Origin of the sequence: Acinetobacter sp. 1000160 (genome assembly GCF_000588715.1) — a bacterium.
In the GTDB taxonomy this organism is placed as follows: domain Bacteria; phylum Pseudomonadota; class Gammaproteobacteria; order Pseudomonadales; family Moraxellaceae; genus Acinetobacter; species Acinetobacter courvalinii.
On the sequence record NZ_JFWP02000012.1, the window covers coordinates 23,542 to 43,927 of the forward strand.

The window sequence follows — 20,386 nt, forward strand, 5'->3', positions numbered from 1 at the left end:
TCGTTGTGCTTGTCTAGGCTAATCGAGCTTTATGACAGTTTTATGCACATTTTACATACAAAGTGGTTTTGTAACGCTTGGAAAGAATTTGCAATCAACATCAACATAAAAAAGATGAATTTCAGTGAAATCTTGCCTATACTGAAAATCCTTTTATTAATTTATGTCCCTCTATGAGTAGTGGTTGTTGTCGCTCCGCATTGTTCCTATTTCCTACAAAAAATGTTTTGGCTCATCGTGCCGACCTTTTAAAAATTCAACTTCATAACAATATTGCTGATTTTGCAGAGGAGTCACGTCAATGATTCTGGAATGGATGTCTGACCCCGCTGCATGGGTTGGTTTAGCAACATTGGTGGTGCTGGAAATTGTACTGGGTATTGATAACCTTGTTTTTATTGCAATTTTGGCAGAAAAATTACCGCCTGAACAACGTAATACTGCTCGTAGAGTAGGTTTAGTCCTTGCCCTGTTAATGCGTCTGGTGCTACTGGCCTCGATCGCCTGGGTGGTGACCTTAACCGAACCGTTATTCCATATTTTCGATCATCCGTTCTCCGGTCGTGACCTGATTTTACTGTTTGGTGGTGTGTTCTTGTTATTTAAAGGCACCATGGAACTGCATGAACGGATTGAAGGCAAGCAAGCACTGAAAGAAGAAAATCCTGTACATGCGGCCTTCTGGATGGTCGTGGTACAGATCGTGGTGCTTGATGCGGTGTTCTCGCTGGATAGTGTGATCACGGCTGTGGGTATGGTGAAAGAACTGTCGATCATGATGATTGCCGTGACCATTGCGATCGGTATCATGTTGCTGGCTTCACGCCCATTGATGGACTTTGTCAACAAGCATCCGACTGTGGTGATCCTGTGTCTTGGCTTCCTGATGATGATCGGTTTCTCGCTGGTGGTAGAAGGTTTTGGTTTCCATATTCCAAAAGGTTACTTGTATGCAGCGATTGGCTTCTCGGTATTGGTGGAAATGGTCAATCAGACCATGCGCCGTAATCAGGAAAAACTGGTTACCACCACCGATTTACGCTATCGCACTGCTTCAGCCGTCTTGCGTATGCTTGGCAATAAAGGTAATGGCAATGAAAGTCAGAACAACGAAGCTGAAGATGTATTGGCAACACAAGCTTATGCCAAAGAAGTGTTTGATGAAGACAATGGCGTGTATCACAGCGTCTTGGTACAAGGTGTGCTTGGTTTATCTGAGCGTCCAGTCAAGTCGGTGATGACACCACGTCCAGAGCTGGAATGGTTAGATCTGGATGATGATCCTGCCGAGTTGAAACAACGTTTGATGGCCATGACCCATTCACGTTTGATCGTGGCACGTGGTGAGCTGGACAATATTGAAGGTATTGTTTTAACGCACAAAGTGCTAAACGAATATATTGAAACAGGTGCAATTGATTTTAGTAAACATTTACGTGAACCGGTGATTGTGCATGAAAATGCGCAGGTCTTAATGGTCATGGAACAGTTACGTCAGGCACCGTTACAAATGGCGATTGTCCTGAACGAATATGGTTCCATTGAAGGAATTGCAACGCCGATTGATGTATTAGAGGCGATTGCGGGTGAATTCCCTGATGAAGATGAGCTGGAAGCTGCGGCTGAAAGTCTTGATGATGGTTCGATGTTGCTTGAAGGTTCAACCGATATTCGTCATGTGTCTTTGTTATTGGGTAAAGATTTAGTCGATGAAAGCGAAGAATATTCAACTTTGTCAGGCTATATCCTGTTCCACCTGGGTCGTTTACCTGAAAATGGGGATACGGTTGAAGTCGATGGTTATCGCTTTGAAGTGGTCACTATGGATGGCCACAAAATTGAAAAAGTGCGCATTATTGCCAAAGAGAAGCCAGAGCAAGATTAAGCAATGCCCGAAAAGCATTGTTGCGCAAGATCCGGTATGCAAGGGTCTTGCGAAAGTCTTCTGTGCTTTGAGTGAAGAAATAACTAAGCAGTAGAAACTGGATAGCCCTGAGTTTAATCGTTGCGATGCAACGGTTGTCCTCGGGCTATTTTTATTTGAGAATTCAACATGATTTTGTCAAAGAATTGCCCTTGCGGACATGGACCTTATGCTGAATGCTGTCAGCCTTTACACTTGAAACAGCAGTTTGCACTCAATGCCGAACAATTAATGCGCTCGCGCTATAGCGCTTTTGCTTTGCAACAGATTGATTATATTCTGGAAACTACGGCTTTAGGGCAACAGTCTGCTTTGGACCGTACCGCAATTGCGGACTGGAGTCAGTCCAATCAATGGCTGAAACTGGAAGTGGTCCAGCACCAGCCCAAGCTGGATAAAACCCATGCGCTGGTTGAGTTTAAGGCACATTACCATGATGGTAAACAAGCTCATGTGCATCATGAAATTTCACATTTTGTGTTGCATCAACAGCAGTGGTATTTCCTGGATCCAACGCTGGATATGCAAATCACCATGAAACAACCCTGCATTTGTGGCTCGGGGAAAAAATTTAAACAATGTTGTGCACAATTCATCTAACTTTGTCTTAGAATAGCGCACACTTTTACGCCTGATTTAGGGATGTAGGCAGATGTTACTCACCGTAATTTATATTATTGCCATTACTGCGGAAGCGATGACTGGGGCATTGTCAGCGGGTCGACGTAGTATGGACTGGTTTGGTGTGGTACTGATTGCCTGTGTCACGGCCTTAGGCGGCGGTTCGGTGCGTGATGTGCTGCTCGGGCATTATCCTTTAACCTGGGTTAAACATCCTGAATATTTAGTGCTGACCTGTGCTGCGGCTTTTGTCACCATCATTATTGCCAAATGGATGCGTCATCTGCGCAATATCTTTCTAGTGCTGGATGCGCTCGGTCTTATTGGCTTTACCATCATTGGCTGCCAGATTGCCTTATCGATGGGACACGGTTTTGTAGTGTCTGCGGTGGCAGGGGTATTAACCGGAGTGTCGGGGGGTATTCTGCGCGATATTCTATGTAATGACGTGCCTTTAGTGTTCCGTCGTGAGCTCTATGCCAGTATTTCCTTTGTCGCGGTGATTTGTTATTGGGTCTGTCTGGAAGTGGGTTTACCGCATGATCTGACGGTAATTTTCACTTTAGTATTTGGCTTTACCCTACGTTTGATCGCAATTTATTTTGGTCTGGAAATGCCGAAATTTATTTATCAGGAAGATGATGCCGACTCGGCTTCTTCCACAGATGAGCATTGATCTGATTCAATTGAAAAAGAAAAATACGCGCTAAGAAGCGACTTTGTACAACAAAAGATGCTGGTCCAGATTGCGGCTTTATGCCGCTTATCGGCTGGTAAATCATGAAGAATGTTTAACTTTTGAGGTCTTGTCCTCTTCGCAAGACACCATTTGACGTTTAAACAACAACAAGGGCTTGTCACAACGCCTGCATCCACATAGCATACAAAACATTGACGATAACAATGATTTTGGATGACTTGCTGAAATGACCAGCCTTGCACATCATGCAACAGAAAACCGTTCCGTAGCCGAATTCACTGAGCAGGCTTACCTGAACTATGCCATGTACGTGATTATGGATCGTGCATTGCCGCATATCAGTGATGGTTTAAAACCTGTACAACGCCGTATTGTCTATGCGATGAGTGAGCTTGGCCTGAAATCGACAGGCAAGCCGAAAAAATCGGCTCGTACCGTTGGTGACGTACTGGGTAAATACCATCCACATGGTGACTCAGCCTGTTATGAAGCGATGGTGTTGATGGCGCAGCCATTTAGCTATCGTTATCCACTGGTTGAAGGTCAGGGTAACTGGGGTTCGCCGGACGATCCAAAATCATTTGCTGCGATGCGTTATACCGAAGCCAAACTTTCTGCCTATAGCGAGTTATTACTCAGCGAATTGGGGCAGGGTACCAGTGAATGGCAGGACAACTTCGATGGTTCAATGAAAGAGCCGATTACGTTGCCAGCACGTGTCCCGAACATCCTGTTAAATGGTACCACGGGTATTGCGGTGGGGATGGCAACCGATATTCCGCCACACAACTTGCGTGAAGTGGTCAAGGGCACCATCGCACTGATTCGTAATCCTGAAACTTCAGATAGCAAACTGGCAGAATATATTCCGGCCCCAGATTTACCGACCAAGGCTGAAATCATTACCCCGCCAGAAGAATTACTCAAAATTCAGACCACAGGTCGTGGTAGTTATCGTATGCGTGCCGTGTATACGGTCGACAAAAATGAAATTGTGATTACTGAACTGCCTTATCAGGTTTCGGGTTCCAAAGTGATTACCCAGATCGCAGACCAGATGATTGCCAAGAAGTTGCCGTTGGTCAGTGATGTTCGTGATGAGTCGGATCACGCCAATCCTACCCGTTTGGTGATTGTATTACGCTCGAACCGTGTCGATGCCGAAACCGTGATGAGTCACTTATTTGCCACCACGGATCTGGAATCCAGCTATCGTGTCAACTTGAACATGATTGGTGCGGATGGTCGCCCACAGGTGAAATCGATTCGCCGTATTCTGCTCGAATGGATCGAGCTTCGTAAGCAAACCGTGACCCGCCGTTTGCAATATCATTTAACCAAAATTGAAAAGCGTTTACATATCCTGGCAGGTCTTTTAATTGCCTACTTGGATATTGATACCGTGATCCGGATTATTCGTGAAGAAGATCAGCCAAAACCGGTACTAATGCAGCATTTTGGTATTGACGAGATTCAGGCGGAAGCAATCCTCGAACTCAAACTTCGTCATTTGGCCAAGCTTGAAGAAATGGAAATTCGTCGTGAACAGGAAGAACTGGAAGCGAAAGCTGCGATTATTCGTGAGCAACTCGCCAATCCGGAATCATTAAAAAACCTGATTATTAACGAATTAAAAGAAGACGCGAAAAAGTTTGGTGATGATCGTCGTTCACCGATTGTGGCGCGTGCGGATGCAGTGCAAATTAAAGAACAGGATTTAATGCCTGCTGAGCCTGTGACTGTCGTATTGTCGGAAGCCGGTTGGGTACGTGCTGCCAAAGGGGCAGAAGTAGACGCAGCAAATCTGAATTATCGTGCGGGTGATCAGTATCTCAGTCATGCAGTGGGTAAAACCAACCAGCGTGTGTATTTCCTGGATGAGACTGGGCGTAGTTATGCCTTGCCAATCAGTAGTCTGCCTTCGGCGCGTGGTTTGGGTGAACCGCTCAGTTCAAAACTTTCACCCGCTAGCGGTGTTTCCTTTATTCAGGTATTTATTGATGAGGAGAGCAGCGAACTGATTGCAACCAGTTCCAATGGTTACGGCTTTAAGAGTCAGGCGGCCCAGCTAGACACCAATGCCAAAGCAGGGAAGGCTTTCCTGACGGTTGCAGACAAAGCCACCGCTTTACCACTCTTGCCTATTCAGCAAGCCACCCACGTTGCCATCCTGAGTTCATCGGGTCGTTTACTGATTATTGATTTAACTGAACTGCCAGTTCTCAACAAAGGGAAGGGTAACAAGTTGATACAACTTGATGAAAAAGAGCAAATTTTATCCATGACAACCCTGACGTTAGATGAAATAATCCAAGTCGATGCAGGACAACAGCATCTGAAGTTGAAAGGGGATGATCTACAAAAATATCTAGGAAAAAGAGCAACAAAGGGGCAACTTTTACCACGTGGATATCAAAAAGCAAATAGACTCCTCATTCAGAGATAAGGCTAGTATTCTGTGATACAAATACGTTATATATGACAATGTATTCATATTGTTTGGATAGATTGACAGGGCAATTCAAAAAGTTAAAAAAAATGTTTTGCCATGGAAAGTAACGTTGTTACATTTTTAAGGATTACCACTCGGAGATAAGGGCATTATGGAAAAAATTTGGTTTGCTGAATACCAAAAGACAGGAATTCCAGAAACAGTTGAACTGCCTGCTGAAAACACCTCACTTGTTGATATTTTTGAACGCAATTTCCAAAAATTTGGTTCACGTGATGCCTTTATCTTCATGGATAAAGTTTTAACGTTTAATGAATTAGAAGTCGCTAGCCGTAAATTTGCAGCTTATTTACAAACTTTGGGTTTAGCCAAAGGCTCGCGCGTTGCGGTAATGATGCCGAACGTTTTTCAATATCCAGTGGTGGCATTAGGGGTTTTCCGTGCAGGTCTGGTACTGGTCAACGTCAATCCACTCTATACCGCACGTGAGCTTGAGCATCAGTTGAATGACTCTGGTGCTGAAGTTTTAGTGATTATTGAAAACTTTGCCAATGTTTATCAAAACATTATTGGCAAAACACCTGTGAAGCATGTTGTGGTGGCTTCGGTGGGTGATATGCTCGGCACCCTGAAAGGGACCATCGTCAATTTTGTTTTACGTAAAGTACGTAAGCAAATTCCAGCGTGGAATATTCCGGGTCACACTAAATTCAATGCGGCATTAAACAAAGCCAGCCCAAGCAATTATAAGCGTCCAAGCTTAACCTTGAGCGATACCGCTGTATTGCAATATACCGGTGGTACCACAGGTGTTTCTAAAGGGGCTGAATTAACGCACCGTAATCTTGTTGCCAACTTGCTCCAGTGTGAAGCCATTTTCTCAAGTAAATTTGGTGCTTCTGACAGTGCTAAAGGTGATCGCATCGTGTGCGCATTACCGCTGTATCACATTTTTGCCTTCATGGTATGTGCGCTTTATGGTATGTATAAAGGCCAGGCCAATATCCTGATTCCAAATCCACGTGACTTGCCTGCGGTGGTGGGTGAATTACGTAAATATCAACCTTCATTCTTCCCGGCGGTAAACACCTTGTTTAATGCCTTGGTAAATAACGAAGAATTCAAACAGCTTGACCATAGCAATCTGAAGATGGCAATGGGCGGTGGTATGGCTGTATTGCCATCGACTGCAGCCGCATGGAAAAAGATCACAGGTACCACCATTATCGAAGGTTATGGCTTATCTGAAACTTCTCCGGTTGCAACTGCAAACCCACCTGCTACAACTGAATTCAGTGGCACAATTGGTATTCCATTGCCATTAACTGAAGTTGCGATTCTGGATGATGACGGTAAAGAAGTTGCACTGGGTGAACAAGGTGAAATCTCGATCCGTGGTCCACAAGTCATGAAGGGCTACTGGAACCGTCCAGACGAAACTGCGAAAGTGATGACGGCTGACAACTTCTTCCGTACCGGTGATATCGGTGTAATGGATTCACGTGGTTATGTGAAGATTGTAGACCGTAAGAAAGACATGATTCTGGTATCTGGCTTTAACGTTTACCCAAGTGAAATCGAAGAAGTCATTGCGAAACATCCAAAAGTATTGGAAGTGGCTGCAATTGGTGTTCCAGATGAAAAATCAGGTGAAGTGCCGAAATTATTCATCGTGAAAAAAGATCCTTCTTTAACCACAGAAGAAGTAATTGCTTATGCAAAACAAAACTTAACAGGCTATAAGTGCCCACGTTATGTTGAGTTTATGGAAGAATTACCGAAATCAAATGTCGGTAAGATCTTACGTAAAGACTTACGTAAACCAGCTTAAGAATAAAGCTAAAAAAAGCGCCGCAATTGCGGCGTTTTTTTTATTGGATTTATTTAGTACGATTTGATTTCATTAACCAGCGGTCAATATAAGGTCGGCCAATACCAACGATGCCCACAAAAACCACCATCGTGGCCAGCTGGAAACGTAAACGGGTCGGATCAATGCCATTAAAGCTAAAATAATTATCGGCAACAGCATACAGTACAATCACGGTCAGCCAGTGCCAGAGGGTCAAGCGATAAATACCGACTGCATAAAAGGCAACGGTCAGAATCACAAAAGTACCCAGCGTAGACTGCCAGTTCAGATTGGCACAAATCACACTGAGTAGAAATGCCATGATCGGTAATACGATTTTGAGTACACGATCAACCAATTGCTGGTGCTGGCGTTGTTGAGCAAGGACCTCAAACATTTCTTTCTGGTCGGGTTGCGGCATAGATTGACCTTAAAACAGTATGAAAAAACACAACTTTTACACAAACAAGGTGTGTAAAAGAAACGCTTGTTGAACAAGCACACATGAATGTTCAATAAATTATAAGTTATGATAGCATGATCAGAAGAACTTCAAATGATGGATGTCAGCATGCAAGGTATTAGCGGCATTATATTGATTATTATCGTCGCATGTTTATTGCCGTATGTTTTTACCTTGATTGCAAAATCGAAAGGTGGTTTTCAAGCAAAAGATAATCAGAATCCTCGTGATTTTTTAGCGAAAACAACAGGGTTGTCAGCACGGGCAAATGCGGTACAACAAAATAGCTTTGAAAGTCTGCCTTTGTTTATTGCTGCGATTTTGATGGCGGAATATATGGTGGTTCCTGAACGCTTTATTCTGACTTTTGGCTGGGCCTATATCGTCTTTCGTATTATTTACGGTATTTGCTATCTGGCCAATTTAGCCACATTACGTTCAATCATCTGGTTTTTCTCGCTACTTTGTCCAATTTTACTATTTGTGATTACCATCAAAATGACCTGATGACAGCTGGCTATAAAATTCGCCAGCTCGCTACATATCTAGCATCATTTTCGCTGTATTCACGTTATAATCGGTCCGATTTACATCTACTTCACAATATAAACGAGTGTTGATATGAGTTATAGCAATATTCCTGCGGGTAAAGACGCACCAAATGACATCTATGTCATTATCGAAATTCCTGCAAATGCAGCCCCAATCAAATACGAAATCGATAAAGATTCAGATGCGTTATTTGTAGACCGTTTCATGGGTACAGCAATGTTTTACCCAGCAAACTACGGTTATGTACCAAATACCTTGTCTGAAGATGGTGATCCATTAGACGTACTTGTTGTAACTCCACATCCTGTTGCTGCTGGTTCTGTGATTCGTTGTCGTCCAGTGGGCAAATTAAAAATGGAAGATGATGGTGGTATCGATGCGAAACTGATCGCTGTTCCACATGAAAAATTATCTCCACTTTATAAAGATGTTCAAGAATATACGGATCTTCCGCCATTATTGATCAGCCAAGTTGAGCACTTCTTTGCCCACTATAAAGATTTAGAGCCTGGTAAATGGGTAAAAATCAGTGGTTGGGAAGGTGCTGACGTTGCTAAAGCTGAAGTACTTAAAGCAATCGAAGCGGCTAAAAAGTAACTTTGAAATGCTGGGCCAGGTTTTAAATTTTTAAAATCTGGTCATAAAAAAACTCCATTCATTTGAATGGAGTTTTTTTATTGCTTGGTCAGCTGTGAATTAGAATAATTTCACAGGAATATCAAGCCAGATACGCCATTCGTTGGTATCACCGATATAGTTACCCGCTTGATAAGCATCACTTGCACGGTAATATGAGTGACGTAAACGTAAGCTTGCATCTTTGGCAAAACCAGATTGAACTGTGTATTTCACTTGGTTAAAGAACTCGCGCTCAGTTGCATTATCAGCAGTACGTACACGAGCAACGACATCATTACCCTTTTTAACAGCTGCATTGGTGTCGATATCCCAACCGTATACAAATGCTGTGGTCCAGCTTAAACCTGGTACACCGAAGCTACCAAAATCAAGGTTATATTGAAGCTGTGCCGATTTTTCATCATTACCGATAAAGTCTGATAGATAAGAGTTTGGTAAGTAAATAGTTTGGTGACCATCACCTACGCCTTTACCAAGACCATAGTCATAACCAGCTTTACCATTATTTTGTTGATATGCAACCATTACAGTATGTGGGCCAGTATTATACGCTGTAGAAATTGCCCAGATAGAGTTACGGTATTTATCATCTGCAGAGCCAATATAAGAATATAAGCTATCATTTGCTTTACGATCCCAGTCAGTATGATAACCACTGAAGTCATAAGTTAATGAACTATTGTTCGCTAAAGCTTGCTTATAGTTTACATTTGCATAGTGGCGTTCTAAGCGGTCTTTGATGTCAGTACCATAGTAAGCGGTATTTAACTGATCATTGACTTTATATTTAGCACCCCAAACGACAGCGCGGTCTAATTGGTTACCATCAGAGGTAATCTGGTCAGAATACTGATTTTTGGTAAATTTACCAACAGTAAGTTCTAAACCATCAATTTCACGGCTGTTTGCTAACACACCTTCAAAATATTCAGGTACCAAACGGGCTGTATTACTTGCTAGAACTGGTAAATCAAGGATCTGTGTACCATAAGTTACAGTTGTATTCGAGATACGTGCTTTAACAAAACCGCCACCACGTGCCCAATGATCATATGTGTCACCCGCGCCATCTACACCATTTAGGCGTTCGCGTGGAATCATGCCATTACCAGCATTATTGTTTGAGCCTAATTTAAAAGAAGCATCACCGATGATTCCAGCGCCAAAGCCAACCAAACCTTGAGTAAAACCAGTTTCCAGTTTTACCATCGCTGTTTGGGCATATGAGCTAGTATCTCTGACTCGTATTTCCTCACCGTCTTGGTTAATGTAGTTTTTCTTGTCACGATTTAAATAACCAGTACGGAATAAAATATCCCCTTTGGCATCTTCAACAAGTCCTTTTGCTTCGCTTTGTTCGCTTGCATATGTTGAGGTAATTAACGCGGCATTAATCAAAACCGCTAAAGTAAGTTTCTTTGCCTTTGGCATAGCTCGCCTCATTAGAAATAATAAATTTGGGATAAGACCGAAATTTTGATCAATTGTATAAGTTATGCATAAAAAAGATAGATTTTTATTAAAAAATTTTAATTATTTTTAAATAAAATACTTATAAAATTTTATGATTTATTTCTTGTTTAAAAAATGCACATTATAAACTTAAATTTATGATTTTTAATAATAATATCATTTATTTTGGATATAAAATAATCTGGTTATTTTTTGTTTGGTTTGAATGAAACTATGTGATTTATTGAAGTAATTTTTCTTTTATTTTAAATATTTATTTTTTCTTTGTTTAAAAAATATTCAGCTTGATTTGCAAAAAATGACATCCCGACGAATGGCAATGACTGTCCGTTCTAAAAGTTACAAAAGTTCAGGCGAATTTAAGTTTTTAACTATGCACTTTTATGGCACATCGCCTACTTTTATAACGAAATGCCTATATTTTAAGCAAGCTAGACGTTTTTGCAGTTCAAGATATGCCACTTTTTTGTGCGAAAAATAATCTTAAATGGATGAATGCGTCTTAATAGTTCAAAAACTCAGAGGATTACAGTAAGGGACTCACTTGGAGAGCGTAAAAATCTAATTCAAGAGAGGTTATTGGATAAAACCAAGCTGAATATGGGCTTAAATGGAGTTGGCACAGCAATTGCTACTGACTATGCGATGTAATTTAAAACTTAAATCAGTCGAATATCCATCATGGGGGAGATCAAGATGATGAAATTTGCATGTAAAGCGATCGCGTTGAGTATTTGTGCTGTCACTTCAACTTTTGCGATGGCAGAAGAGGCCAATACCTTATCTCAATACGGTCTGAGTTTTTCAGGAACGGCTGCGTTAACGACAGATTATCGTTATCGTGGTATTACTCAAACCCAATCTGATCCAGCGGTACAGGGCGGTTTTGCATTAACGCATTCATCTGGTCTTTATGCGGGGGTATGGGGCTCAAATGTTAATTTCGGTGGTGCTGATCCGCATCTCGAGTTAGACCCTTATGTCGGCTATGCGACTGAGCTACCATTTGCCGGTAAGCCGACTTTAGATGTTGGTTTATGGTATTACGGTTATCCAAGTGCATCTGACCTGAATTGGTTAGAACTCTACGCAAAACTGGGCTTTAAAAATGTATTGGCCTCTGGAGACAGTCTACTGGGGACTTTGAACTATACCAATGATTTTGGTGGTGCTGATGAAAACGGCTGGTATGTGAACGCAACTTATAATATTCCGTTTGCGGATACTGGCTTTGGTGGAGTGGCAAGTGTCGGTTATACCAAAGTGGATAACTATGACTTTAACAGTGATGCAACAGATGGTCTCGACGATAATTATGTCGACTGGAAAGTGGGTGTGACCTATAGCGTCAAATCCGTGTCTGGCCTGACTGCTGAACTGGCTGCAGTAGGCACCAATATTGATGCAGATTTCCAGCCGTATAAACGTGGCACAGAAACAGGTGCAGTATTTACCTTGACCAAAGCTTTCTAAGCTTGCTTGCATAAGCAAAAAGCCAGCTCTATTGCTGGCTTTTTATATGGAAAGATATTCGCTTGAGGGAGCGTTCAAATCAAATAATGACTGGCGATGTATTCAGACTATAGATAATCCCATTCTGATAATCAGAAAGACTAACAGGAACAGAAAAAATATCCGGATAAACTGACTGCCATAGCGTAGCGCCAGGAATACACCAACGAAGGCGCCCATGACATTACAGACTGCAATCATTAAGCCGATTTCCCATAGCACATGACCTGTAGGGATAAAGAATAAAAGTGCTGAACTAAAGGTGCCAATGTTCACAATTTTGGCTGATGCAGAGGCGTTGAGAAAATCAAAGCCAAAGCCTTTGACAAACAAGAACAACAGGAAGCTGCCACTCCCTGGCCCAAATACACCATCATAGAATCCGATGAGTCCACCAAAAAAGATTCCTAGAGCAATTTCTTTAGCTCCACAGTTCACATAGCGGTTATGGGTGCCTAAGTCCTTCTTGAGAAAGGTATAAATCGCCATAAAGATGAGTAAAAAAAACACAAGATAGCTCATCAATTGCTTGGGAATATGTGCAATCGTCATTGCACCCACAAAGGCAAAGATAAAGGCTGATAGCATGGTCGGGATGAGCAACTTCCAGACCAATTGAATTTTATTCACATATCTAAAAATAGAGGAAACAGTACCTGCCCATACCGCCAGTTTATTGGTGCCCAAAACCGTGGTCATGCTGTGCTGGGGTAAAGCATGTAATAGCGCAGGGATTTGAACTAAACCGCCGCCCCCTACTGCGGCGTCAATCAGGCCACCACAGAAGGCAAAGAATCCTAAGCTAAGTAGCACCGTGTCGTAGGTCATAATCGCCAGCCCGCGAGAAAGTTGTTTAGGGAGGAATGATCAGGTTGCTTGTCTGGAATATTGATCTCGCTTGGTGCTGATGATTCCATCTTCTATTGTTTATTTTTAAAATCATGCTTCATAGAAGTACCCGCATTTCGATGGATACTTTTATTGGGATGTCAAAAGAAAAAACTCAGGTCTGATTGCCCCGATAGGACAGTGCTTCGGTTAAATGACTGCTTGAGATCAGATCACTTTCGGCTAAATCGGCAATCGTGCGTGCAACGCGCAATACCCGATGATAGGCACGTGCAGACAGGTTGAGACGCTGCTGTGCCATCTCAATAATTTTTGTTGAACTGTCATCTAACAGGGCATGTTGTTCCAGTAACTTGGGGGATAAAGCCTGATTTAAGCATTGCTGTCTCTGGATCTGTTTTTGGTAGGCAGTAATCACACGCTGCCGGACACTGGCAGAATTCTCGGTGGGGGTACGGTCTTGTAGTTCCTGAGCTTGTAACGGCGGTACATCAATATGTAAATCAATACGATCCAGCAATGGGCCAGAGATCCGGTTTTGATAGCGTTGAATACTTTCCGGGGAACATTGGCACCGGCTGTCCTGATTAAAGGCATAACCACATGGGCAAGGATTCATGGCTGCAATAAACTGGAAATTCGCAGGAAAGGTCATTTGCCGTGCCGCACGAGAAATCACAATCTCCTTGGATTCTAACGGTTGTCGTAATACTTCCAGCACCTTGCGGTCAAATTCAGGTAATTCATCTAAAAATAAAACACCCAGATGCGCTAAGGTGATTTCACCTGGCTTGGGTTGGGAACCGCCACCGACCAGCGCAATGGCTGAAGCGGTATGGTGGGGTGCTCTAAATGGACGCTGGCCAAAACTGTGCGGGGCGTTGGCTACCGAATAAATACTGGCGACTTCAAGATTTTCCTGCGCATTGAGCGGCGGTAAAATCGAAGGCAGGCGAGATGCCAATAAGGTTTTACCTGTGCCAGGTGGGCCTTTAAATAATAAAGAATGTCCGCCCGCAGCGGCAATTTCTAGCGCTCGGCGTGGACGTAATTGGCCTTTGACATCGGCAAGATCAAATTGATAGGCAGATGCGGCTGAGTTTGGTCGTTGTGGTGCAGCTGCCAGCTGGGCATTGCCCGAAAAATGTGCACAAACTTCTTGTAAATGTTGCGCGGCATAGACTTCAAAATCGGGAAGTTGATTTGCCTCCTCCAGATTACCAGAGGGCAGCAGCAAACGATGTCGCGCTTGCTGACAGGCCATGGCGATGGTTAATGCCCCTGATATGGGACGTAAATGTCCATCCAGTGCCAGTTCCCCTATAAATTCAAAGCCTTCGGTACTGTGTTCTGGCAGTTGTCCAGAAGCAATCAAAATCCCCAAAGCAATCGGCAGATCCAGCCGTGAACCATCTTTAGGTAAATCGGCAGGTGCCAAATTGATAGTTAAGCGCTTGGTGGGAAATTGAAAACCGCTATTGATGATGGCAGAACGTACACGATCTTTACTTTCACGCACGGCAGCTTCTGGCAAACCCACAATGGTTAAGGAAGGAAGCCCTGCACTGATATGTACTTCAACTTCAATTTGCGGGGCATGTAGTCCTAATAGCCCTCTGGTGTAGATCTTGGCAAAAGACATCTTATTATTGTTCCATTGTGGTGCTTTATTTTTAATCATTGAAGGGTGCAAAATGCACCGAGTTGGTGCCTATTTTTTGTTCTGAATGACGTCTTCGAGTGTTTTCATTTGTTGCTGGAGTTCAGTCAGACGTTGATTAGCAAGCTCAAGTGCCGTTCTTTGACGATCAAGTTCTTGTTTTGAAACGAGATCTAGTTTTTCGATGCTCTCATTTAACAAGGCGCGCAGATTTTTTTCTAAATCTTTTTTCGGTTGATCGACTTGCTGCAAAATAGCCTGTAAAAGCGTTTCAATCATAAGGGACTCAATCAGTTATGTATGTTTGCTGCTCAGTGTATCACTGCTTGCCGCAATCCTCTAGCACAGTTCGGGCCAGAAGCGTATATGACTTAGCAATCCAGTTAAACAGCGGCAAATGATACTTATTTTCGATGGACGATCTACATCTTCAAGGCTAAATAGGTTATAAAGAAAGCTTATGTCCGATATTTAAAAACCCCCAACCTTTAAATATTGGCATGAAAATTGAACATAAAACCTTACTGGTGAAAATAAGCCGAAGGAAAACAAACATGAAGCTTGTAACTGCAATTGTAAAACCATTCAAACTGGATGATGTGCGTGAAGCACTTTCGGAGATTGGTGTTCAAGGGATTACCGTAACTGAAGTCAAAGGTTTCGGACGTCAAAAAGGTCACACAGAACTGTACCGTGGTGCAGAGTATGTTGTTGATTTCTTACCAAAAGTAAAAATTGAAATTGCAATTAGCGATGAAATGGTTGATGCCGTGATCGAGTCGATTACGCGTGTCGCAAGCACAGGCAAAATTGGTGATGGCAAAATTTTTGTGACCAATTTGGAGCAAGTGATCCGTATCCGTACGGGCGAGACTGGGCCAGATGCTGTGTAAGTTGGCACAAACTTTGCTGAGCTATTAAAAGTATAGCAATAGCTCGCGAAATCAGGTTGGGGGACACGAATGAAAAAAATGCTTATGGCGCTCAGTCTATCTGGCGCACTCTTAGGTGGTTCAGCGCTGGTTTGGGCAGAAGATGCTGCTTCAACACCTGTTACTGAACACGCTGTAGCGGTTGATACCACAACTGCATCAACAGATATTGTTGCAGCAGAAGCGCCAGCTCCTGTGGAAGCAACTCCTGCACCTGCTGCGGAAGCAAAGGTCGATACGGGTGATACCGCATGGGTACTGGTTTCAACGGCTTTGGTGCTGTTGATGACGATTCCCGGCTTAGCCTTGTTCTATGGGGGTATGGTTCGTAAGAAAAACGTACTGAGTACCATGATGTTCAGCCTTTCTGCAGCGATTCTTGTGAGCTTGATCTGGGTGACCGTTGGTTACTCGCTGGCTTTCTCCGGTTCAGGGGCCTATGTCGGTGATCTCGCTAAAGCCATGCTGAATGGCGTAGCCTTCGATGCCTTAACGGGTACCATTCCAGAAAGCCTGTTCGTTATTTTCCAAATGACTTTTGCCATCATTACGGTTGCCATTATCAGTGGTTCAATCGCTGACCGTATGAAGTATTCTGCATTTATGGCCTTTATCGCAGTGTGGGTGATTCTGGTTTATGCGCCGATTACACACTGGGTCTGGGCGGCAGATGGCTGGTTATTTAAAGCAGGCGCATTAGATTTTGCCGGTGGTACGGTGGTACATATCAATGCCGGTGTTGCGGGTCTGGTTGCAGCGTATATGTTAGGCAAACGTACTGGTCTAGGCCGTGAGTCTATGGCGCCACATAACCTGACCTTAACCGTGATTGGTGCCAGCCTGATCTGGGTCGGCTGGTTCGGCTTCAACGGTGGTAGTGCTTTAGGTGCGGGTGCACGTGCAGGTATGGCGATTCTGGTGACACAAGTTGCTGCCGCAGCTGCTGCCTTCTCTTGGCTGATTGTTGAACGTGTGATTCGTGGTAAAGCTTCAGTATTGGGTGGTGCATCTGGTGCAGTTGCAGGATTAGTGGTGATTACACCTGCTGCTGGTTTCGTTGGTGTCGGTGGCGCATTAATCATGGGTCTCATCGGTGGTGTGGTGTGTTTCTGGGGAATTACCGCATTGAAACGCCTGCTTAAAGCGGATGATGCTCTGGATGCATTTGGTCTACATGCGGTAGGTGGTATTGTTGGTGCGATTCTAACAGGCATCTTCTATAGCGATGAGATCATCAAGGCTGCAAATGTGGCACTCGCGCCAACGTTTGCAGGCCAATTGTGGGTGCAAATTGAAGGTGTATTGGCAACTATGGCTTATAGTGCAATCGTGACCTTCATTATTCTGAAAGTGATTGATCTGGTGATCGGGATCCGTGTTAGCGCAGATGATGAGCGTATGGGTCTTGACTTGAGTCAACATGGCGAACGTATTGAATAATTCATACAAGATATGATGTAAAAACAGCCTCATGGGGCTGTTTTTTTATGCCTTCCGGGTGCTGGTTCTGCAATTGCAGAAACTTTGCTACACTTAGGCGAAGAGATTAAATAATCGCGCAACTATGCATTGTCCATTTTGTAACGCTGCTGATAGTAAAGTTATCGACTCCCGTCTGGCTGCTGAAGGGTGTCAGATTCGTCGTCGTCGTGAGTGCGTCATCTGTGGTGAGCGTTTTACCACATTTGAAAGTTATGATGTGGTGATGCCACGCGTCATTAAATCGGATGGTAAGAATGAGCCGTTCGATGAGGCAAAATTACGTCGTTCATTGATGCATGCTTTACAGAAACGTCCTGTCACCCAAGAACAGATTGAAACGGTACTCAGTGACATTCAGTCACATATTCGCCGTTTGGGTGAGCGGGACGTGAAATCCAGGACCATTGGTGAAATCGTTATGCAGGCGCTGTTTGCACTGGATCATGTGGCCTATGTACGCTTTGCTTCGGTGTATCAGGATTTTCAGGATGTCGATGCTTTTCGTCAGCAGATTGAACAAATGCAACAACGCGAAAATGAAAACTAAATTAGAGAAACCATGTCTGAGTTAACCCAAGATCATTTATCCGAACAGCAGTACTGGATGCAACGTGCCATTGCACTGGCACGACTTGGACAATATTCAACCAAGCCCAATCCAAATGTGGGTTGTGTCATTGTCAAAGATGGACAGCTGATTGGCGAAGGCTATCATCCTAGAGCAGGCCAGCCTCATGCAGAAGTTTTTGCCCTGCGTCAGGCGGATGAACTTGCCAAAGATGCAACGGCTTATGTGACTTTGGAACCCTGTGCCCATTATGGTCGAACGCCCCCTTGTGCTGAAGCATTGGTGAAAGCGCAAGTCAAGAAGGTGGTGGTGGCCTGCTCGGATCCCAATCCGCTGGTGGCGGGTAAGGGCGTGCAAATCTTGCGGAATGCAGGCATTGAAGTTGAAGCGGGGATTTGTGTCGATGAGGCCAAAACACTGAACCTTGGCTTTTTAAAAGCCATGTCGACCGGTTTGCCTTATGTCCGTTTAAAAGTGGCTTCGAGTCTGGATGGGCGTACCGCCATGGCTTCGGGTGAATCGAAATGGATCACCGGCACTGCGGCGCGTCAGGATGTCCAGTATTGGCGTGCAATTTCAGGCGCCGTGATCACAGGCATCCAAACCGTGCTGGCAGATGATTGCGAGTTAAATGTCCGTACTTTGACGGATGTTGATGTTTCGACAGTAGTACAGCCGAAACGAATCGTGCTAGATCGCCAAGGTCAGCTACCCTTGTCTGCCAAGATATTGCAAAATCCTGAAACCGTGATGGTGATGACACCATTTCGTCAAGAACTTGCCGATTTAGGCGTGATACAATTGCCACCGCAACCTTTAAATCAATTATTGCAGACCTTATCTCAACAATATCAAATTTATGATGTATTGGTTGAGGCAGGTGCAACTTTATCCACCGCCTTTTTACAGCAAGGTTTGGTTGATGAAATGATTAGTTATGTTGCACCTACTTTACTTGGTCAATCTGCCCGTGCGATGTTCAATGCTGAATTGAGCAAAATGGCAGAACAACGACGATTTGAGTTGGTCGATGTAACCCAACTCGGGCAAGACATTCGCCTGAGATTGCTCCCTATCCAAGAGTTGATATGAATCCAGAACCATCGGTTTATCACAAACGTCGTCATGCGGCCCGTACGACTGACGAATATCTTTTTCATCAGTTAGTTCCTTATCTCGGGAATAAGCGTCGACTTCTACACCTGATTTTAGAAGCGCTTGAGATTACTGGCACACTGAATAGCAAGAAAAAGAATCCACCGATTTTTGCGGATTTTTTTGCAGGCAGTGGAGTGGTTTCACGTTTGGCCCGCCAGAATGGCTATCGTGTGATTGCCAACGACTGGGAGCCGTATAGCCATGCGCTGAATCATGCGATTCTGGCCTGTGTTGATGCACCCGCATTTAAAGAATTGGGGGGCTACCAAAAAGCCATCGATTATCTGAACCGCTTGCCTGAAGTTAAAGGCTGGGTCACACATAATCTATGCCCGCGCAATGACGATGTCTATGATCCTGCACGGGATCGTCTGTTCTTCAAACGTCGCAATGGCATGCGTATTGATGCGATTCGTCAGCAGATTGCAACCTGGCAGGCACAGGGCGCGATTAATGATGTGGAAATGAGTGCTTTATTGGCACCGCTACTGTATTCAGCAAGTTTCGTCAGTAATACCAGTGGTGTCTTTAAAAGTTTCCATCAGGGCTGGGGTGGACGTACCCAAACCGCCTTGGAGCGGATTGAATCTTTATTGTGGCTGACACCGAGCCGCTTCTGTGAGATTGGTGATCCTAAGCGTCCTGCTGCTGAAATGTGGTGTGTCGATGCCCAGCATCTTGCCAATCAAATGAGTGGTTTCGAAGTCGATGTGGCTTATCTGGATCCGCCTTATAACCAGCATGCCTATAGCAGTAACTATCACGTTCTCAATGCCTTGACCTTATGGGATCAGGTGGATTTACCGTCACCGGATACCAAAGGCTTTAAAAGCGGGATTGATCGGGCATGGCGTAAAGAGCGGCCAAGTCCTTATAACTCTTCTAAATATGCCAAAGAGGCTTATGAAAAGTTATTGGAAACCATCAATGCGCGTTACATTTTGACCAGTTACTCGACCGATGGCAATATCGAGCCAAAAGACTTGCTGACCGCCAATTTAAAGCGCGGTAAGGTGACTTTGCTGACTCAGGATGTACCGCGTTATCGCGTGAGTAAACAGCGTCAGTCTGAGCGGGCACGGGTACTGGAATTTATCGTGATTACCGATACGCATGCCAAGTCAGGACCGCCGTTACGACAGTTGTTAGGGCAGTTATATCACTTCGCAGAACTGGGCGGAGTCGATACCACCGGGAACAGTACCCAACTGGCACTTTGGTAAAATACAGGGCACCACTTTTAAAAGTGGTGTTTTTGTATTCAGTTTCTTTGTTAAATCGGATAATTAGATAAATAAAATCGGTTTATATGATAAGTGTCTGTTTTTATGGTAAATATCTCGCATTTTTACTGGATTGGACTGTTGGGCTGGCGCTACTGCAAAAAATGATCATAATTTTATAAAAATAAATAAAAACAGATATTTGAGTTGTATTTTGGTCAGCTTATTAGTTGGTTTTAGAGGTGTTTTTTGAAGAAAAATCTTTTGACCAATCGTTTAAAAAATTACCAAACCATATTGACCCGTTTCAAAAATAAATATAGTTT

At 43.7% G+C, this 20,386-nt stretch carries 18 protein-coding genes; 13 read left to right on the forward strand and 5 right to left on the reverse strand.

Annotation, left to right across the window (positions count from 1 at the left end):
• Positions 1-301: 301 nt before the first annotated feature.
• The 5 genes from J699_RS01250 to J699_RS01230 all read left to right on the forward strand — a co-directional run bounded on the left by J699_RS01250 (position 302) and on the right by J699_RS01230 (position 7,528).
• The gene (locus J699_RS01250) at positions 302-1,885 is read left to right on the forward strand and encodes a TerC family protein (RefSeq protein ID WP_005226308.1); all 1,584 of its coding nucleotides are present in this window, start codon (positions 302-304) and stop codon (positions 1,883-1,885) included.
• A 168-nt stretch (positions 1,886-2,053) separates the two neighbouring features.
• The gene (locus J699_RS01245) at positions 2,054-2,524 is read left to right on the forward strand and encodes a YchJ family protein (protein ID WP_032871264.1); all 471 of its coding nucleotides are present in this window, start codon (positions 2,054-2,056) and stop codon (positions 2,522-2,524) included.
• Positions 2,525-2,576: 52 nt separating this feature from the next.
• Positions 2,577-3,221 carry a trimeric intracellular cation channel family protein gene (locus J699_RS01240; RefSeq protein ID WP_005226310.1) on the forward strand — a complete coding sequence of 215 codons (645 nt, stop codon included), beginning with the start codon at positions 2,577-2,579 and terminating at the stop codon, positions 3,219-3,221.
• 250 nt (positions 3,222-3,471) lie between these two features.
• Positions 3,472-5,691 (forward strand): DNA topoisomerase IV subunit A, encoded by a 2,220-nt coding sequence (gene parC, locus J699_RS01235; RefSeq protein ID WP_032871260.1) that lies wholly within the window; start codon positions 3,472-3,474, stop codon positions 5,689-5,691.
• A 157-nt stretch (positions 5,692-5,848) separates the two neighbouring features.
• Complete coding sequence (locus J699_RS01230) at positions 5,849-7,528, forward strand: AMP-binding protein (RefSeq protein WP_032871258.1); 1,680 nt, start codon at positions 5,849-5,851, stop codon at positions 7,526-7,528.
• A 49-nt stretch (positions 7,529-7,577) separates the two neighbouring features.
• On the opposite strand, the gene J699_RS01225 is transcribed toward J699_RS01230, so the two are convergent.
• The gene (locus J699_RS01225; protein WP_005226313.1) at positions 7,578-7,970 is read right to left on the reverse strand and encodes a hypothetical protein; all 393 of its coding nucleotides are present in this window, start codon (positions 7,968-7,970) and stop codon (positions 7,578-7,580) included.
• 150 nt (positions 7,971-8,120) lie between these two features.
• Between J699_RS01225 and J699_RS01220 the strand changes: the two genes are divergently transcribed.
• Positions 8,121-8,519: an MAPEG family protein gene (locus tag J699_RS01220; RefSeq protein ID WP_032871256.1), complete on the forward strand. Its 399-nt coding sequence runs from the start codon at positions 8,121-8,123 to the stop codon at positions 8,517-8,519.
• A gap of 114 nt (positions 8,520-8,633) precedes the next feature.
• Positions 8,634-9,161, forward strand: coding sequence for an inorganic diphosphatase (gene ppa / locus J699_RS01215; RefSeq protein WP_004656389.1), 528 nt, complete (start codon positions 8,634-8,636; stop codon positions 9,159-9,161).
• A gap of 99 nt (positions 9,162-9,260) precedes the next feature.
• Here ppa and J699_RS01210 read toward each other — a convergent pair whose 3' ends face one another.
• Positions 9,261-10,634 carry an OprD family outer membrane porin gene (locus J699_RS01210; RefSeq protein WP_032871254.1) on the reverse strand — a complete coding sequence of 458 codons (1,374 nt, stop codon included), beginning with the start codon at positions 10,632-10,634 and terminating at the stop codon, positions 9,261-9,263.
• Positions 10,635-11,372: 738 nt separating this feature from the next.
• On the opposite strand from J699_RS01210, the gene J699_RS01205 reads away from it, so the two are divergent.
• A complete protein-coding gene (locus J699_RS01205; protein WP_032871251.1) occupies positions 11,373-12,149 on the forward strand; it encodes a TorF family putative porin in 777 nt (258 codons plus the stop codon).
• Positions 12,150-12,251: 102 nt separating this feature from the next.
• Here J699_RS01205 and J699_RS01200 read toward each other — a convergent pair whose 3' ends face one another.
• The 3 genes from J699_RS01200 to J699_RS01190 form a co-directional block, all read right to left on the reverse strand.
• Positions 12,252-13,016, reverse strand: a complete 765-nt coding sequence (locus J699_RS01200) for a sulfite exporter TauE/SafE family protein (protein ID WP_032871249.1) — start codon at positions 13,014-13,016, stop codon at positions 12,252-12,254.
• A 175-nt stretch (positions 13,017-13,191) separates the two neighbouring features.
• Complete coding sequence (locus J699_RS01195) at positions 13,192-14,679, reverse strand: YifB family Mg chelatase-like AAA ATPase (RefSeq protein WP_032871297.1); 1,488 nt, start codon at positions 14,677-14,679, stop codon at positions 13,192-13,194.
• Between the two features lie 69 nt (positions 14,680-14,748).
• Complete coding sequence (locus tag J699_RS01190) at positions 14,749-14,976, reverse strand: accessory factor UbiK family protein (RefSeq protein WP_005226325.1); 228 nt, start codon at positions 14,974-14,976, stop codon at positions 14,749-14,751.
• Between the two features lie 275 nt (positions 14,977-15,251).
• On the opposite strand from J699_RS01190, the gene glnK reads away from it, so the two are divergent.
• The 5 genes from glnK to J699_RS01165 all read left to right on the forward strand — a co-directional run bounded on the left by glnK (position 15,252) and on the right by J699_RS01165 (position 20,060).
• Positions 15,252-15,590, forward strand: coding sequence for a P-II family nitrogen regulator (gene glnK / locus J699_RS01185; RefSeq protein ID WP_004656379.1), 339 nt, complete (start codon positions 15,252-15,254; stop codon positions 15,588-15,590).
• Between the two features lie 69 nt (positions 15,591-15,659).
• Positions 15,660-17,069 (forward strand): ammonium transporter, encoded by a 1,410-nt coding sequence (locus J699_RS01180; protein WP_009508419.1) that lies wholly within the window; start codon positions 15,660-15,662, stop codon positions 17,067-17,069.
• A gap of 124 nt (positions 17,070-17,193) precedes the next feature.
• Entirely contained in the window at positions 17,194-17,658 is a 465-nt protein-coding gene (gene nrdR / locus J699_RS01175) for a transcriptional regulator NrdR (protein ID WP_005226327.1), read from the forward strand.
• 12 nt (positions 17,659-17,670) lie between these two features.
• Positions 17,671-18,771, forward strand: coding sequence for a bifunctional diaminohydroxyphosphoribosylaminopyrimidine deaminase/5-amino-6-(5-phosphoribosylamino)uracil reductase RibD (gene ribD / locus J699_RS01170; protein ID WP_032871246.1), 1,101 nt, complete (start codon positions 17,671-17,673; stop codon positions 18,769-18,771).
• A complete protein-coding gene (locus J699_RS01165) occupies positions 18,768-20,060 on the forward strand; it encodes a DNA adenine methylase (RefSeq protein ID WP_004773949.1) in 1,293 nt (430 codons plus the stop codon). The genes ribD and J699_RS01165 overlap by 4 nt, the downstream gene beginning before the upstream one ends.
• The last annotated feature ends 326 nt before the right edge of the window (positions 20,061-20,386 follow it).

Bases quoted from the DNA above. Each gene is read 5' to 3' on its own strand.
- J699_RS01250 (WP_005226308.1), top strand. From the start codon at position 302: ATGATTCTGGAATGGATGTCTGACCCCGCTGCATGGGTTGGTTTAGCA.
- J699_RS01245 (WP_032871264.1), top strand. From the start codon at position 2,054: ATGATTTTGTCAAAGAATTGCCCTTGCGGACATGGACCTTATGCTGAA.
- J699_RS01240 (WP_005226310.1), top strand. From the start codon at position 2,577: ATGTTACTCACCGTAATTTATATTATTGCCATTACTGCGGAAGCGATG.
- parC (WP_032871260.1), top strand. From the start codon at position 3,472: ATGACCAGCCTTGCACATCATGCAACAGAAAACCGTTCCGTAGCCGAA.
- J699_RS01230 (WP_032871258.1), top strand. From the start codon at position 5,849: ATGGAAAAAATTTGGTTTGCTGAATACCAAAAGACAGGAATTCCAGAA.
- J699_RS01225 (WP_005226313.1), bottom strand. From the start codon at position 7,970: ATGCCGCAACCCGACCAGAAAGAAATGTTTGAGGTCCTTGCTCAACAA.
- J699_RS01220 (WP_032871256.1), top strand. From the start codon at position 8,121: ATGCAAGGTATTAGCGGCATTATATTGATTATTATCGTCGCATGTTTA.
- ppa (WP_004656389.1), top strand. From the start codon at position 8,634: ATGAGTTATAGCAATATTCCTGCGGGTAAAGACGCACCAAATGACATC.
- J699_RS01210 (WP_032871254.1), bottom strand. From the start codon at position 10,634: ATGCCAAAGGCAAAGAAACTTACTTTAGCGGTTTTGATTAATGCCGCG.
- J699_RS01205 (WP_032871251.1), top strand. From the start codon at position 11,373: ATGATGAAATTTGCATGTAAAGCGATCGCGTTGAGTATTTGTGCTGTC.
- J699_RS01200 (WP_032871249.1), bottom strand. From the start codon at position 13,016: ATGACCTACGACACGGTGCTACTTAGCTTAGGATTCTTTGCCTTCTGT.
- J699_RS01195 (WP_032871297.1), bottom strand. From the start codon at position 14,679: ATGTCTTTTGCCAAGATCTACACCAGAGGGCTATTAGGACTACATGCC.
- J699_RS01190 (WP_005226325.1), bottom strand. From the start codon at position 14,976: ATGATTGAAACGCTTTTACAGGCTATTTTGCAGCAAGTCGATCAACCG.
- glnK (WP_004656379.1), top strand. From the start codon at position 15,252: ATGAAGCTTGTAACTGCAATTGTAAAACCATTCAAACTGGATGATGTG.
- J699_RS01180 (WP_009508419.1), top strand. From the start codon at position 15,660: ATGAAAAAAATGCTTATGGCGCTCAGTCTATCTGGCGCACTCTTAGGT.
- nrdR (WP_005226327.1), top strand. From the start codon at position 17,194: ATGCATTGTCCATTTTGTAACGCTGCTGATAGTAAAGTTATCGACTCC.
- ribD (WP_032871246.1), top strand. From the start codon at position 17,671: ATGTCTGAGTTAACCCAAGATCATTTATCCGAACAGCAGTACTGGATG.
- J699_RS01165 (WP_004773949.1), top strand. From the start codon at position 18,768: ATGAATCCAGAACCATCGGTTTATCACAAACGTCGTCATGCGGCCCGT.